At 57.7% G+C, this 1,912-nt stretch carries 1 pseudogene; it reads left to right on the plus strand.

Features of this window, described 5'->3' with window-relative positions:
• Nucleotides 1-527: 527 nt before the first annotated feature.
• Nucleotides 528-1,479, plus strand: a pseudogene (locus XcyCFBP4188_RS22225) (IS481 family transposase).
• The last annotated feature ends 433 nt before the right edge of the window (nucleotides 1,480-1,912 follow it).

Below are 1,912 nucleotides of genomic sequence, written 5' to 3' on the forward strand. Positions count from 1 at the left end.
TGTTCGATCAGAGAAAATTGTGCTGGCGTGATCTCCATGCTCAATAGTTTAATCGCTCGGGCCATTAGTGTTAACAGGCCCTAGTAACGGCTGACAAAACCCACTTAGCGGCCATCAGGCGGGCGCCGCTGCGCTCACTGCACATATGCCACGCGTAGATGTCGCTACTGAGTGCGCCATCCACATCCAGCTGCCCATTGCTCGTGCCGTTCTCCAGGCATTTCGAGGTCGTGAGATCTTGGTTGTCTTGAAAGATTGGACGCGATGAGTGCGTAGATTGCAGAGCGGATGATCTGTGGCTTGGCTGCAGGGCCCTTGCCCGCTCACCATCGCGGGACACGCCGCAAGTACGTCCGTGTAGGCTCTTACGCGGCATCCATGCCGCGTAAGGTCCCGCGACGGTGAGCGGACAAGGACCAGTCGAGATGGTTGGTGTGCACGGTTGCAAGCCATGAATGACGTTCTTCTAGCTGTTTGATCCCAGGTTTTGATGGTGCATTATTTTCCCTCGAATGGAAGGAAGCACGATGGGCCAGGTTCTGCATGGGAGCGCCACCACGACAGAGGCGATCCGTCGAGCGATACAACATAGTCAAGAGAGCCTGAGAGCGCTTTCCAAGCGTTACGGCATCAATCAAAAGACGGTGGCGAAGTGGAAGAAGCGGACCTCGGTTGCCGATTTGCCAACCGGGCCGACGCAGCCGTGTTCCACCGTGTTGTCCGTTGCGGATGAGGCGGCGATTGTCGCTTTCCGTAAGCACACGTTGCTGCCGCTGGACGATTGTCTCTACGCACTGCAGCCGAGCATCCCGCATCTGACGCGCTCATCGCTGCACCGCTGCCTGCAACGCCATGGCATCTCGCGGCTCCCCGAGATTAAAGGCGACAAAGCCGCCAAGAAGCGTTTCAGAAGTTATCCGATTGGCTACTTCCACATCGACATTGCAGAGGTGCAGACGGCCGAGGGCAAGCTCTATCTGTTCGTGGCCATCGACAGGACGTCCAAGTTTGCGTTCACCGAACTCCACGCCTCGGCCAACAAGCTAGTTGCAGCGCAGTTCCTGCGCAATGTGATCCAGGCAGTGCCCTACACCCTGCATACGGTTCTGACGGATAACGGCATCCAGTTCACCAACCGCAGTTCCGACCAATATGCCTTCCCCCATATTTTTCAGTCGAGTCTGCGAGGAGCACGGCATCGAACACCGCTTGACCAAGATCAAGCATCCCTGGACCAACGGGCAGGTCGAGCGGATGAATCGGACGATCAAGGAAGCCACTGTCAAACGCTTCCATTACGACGATCACGCACAACTGCAACAGCATTTAGCCAACTTCATCGACGCCTACAACTACGGTCGCAGGCTCAAAGCCCTGAAGGGTCTGACACCGTACGAATTCGTCTGCAAGCAGTGGACATCCGAATCCGAGCGGTTCAAGGTGGATCCGATCCATCTAATGCCGGGACTGAACACCTAATTGGCTAGCTATCGTGTCGTTCTGCGACCCACACCAGCAAGCCCACGCAACCTGCGAGACGCTCAGCTTTTTACCCGGCGACCGACCAACATTCTGGTGCGGTGTCCTCATCGCTTGCGGGACCGTGTGGCGGCATGGATGCCGCCACCGAGCCTCCAGGGACGGATTTACGGCGTGTCCCGCGAGCGGTGAGGGCATCGCGCCCTCGACCGACCAGGCGTTTGACATGGGCTTCTGACTGCATCTAAAAGCCGCCACGACCGAAATCTCGGTTGTCCCTGGAGTCGTTGAACAGTGCGGCGGATAGATCAGTTGTAGAGCTGATGTCTGCAGCTTGGCTGCAGGGTCCTTGCCCGCCCACCATCGCGGGACACGCCGCAAGTACGTCCATGTAGGCTCTTACGCGGCATCCATGCCGCGTAAGGTCCCGCGA

The sequence above is a fragment of the Xanthomonas hortorum pv. cynarae genome, from assembly GCF_002939985.1.
In the GTDB taxonomy this organism is placed as follows: Bacteria; Pseudomonadota; Gammaproteobacteria; order Xanthomonadales; family Xanthomonadaceae; genus Xanthomonas; species Xanthomonas hortorum_D.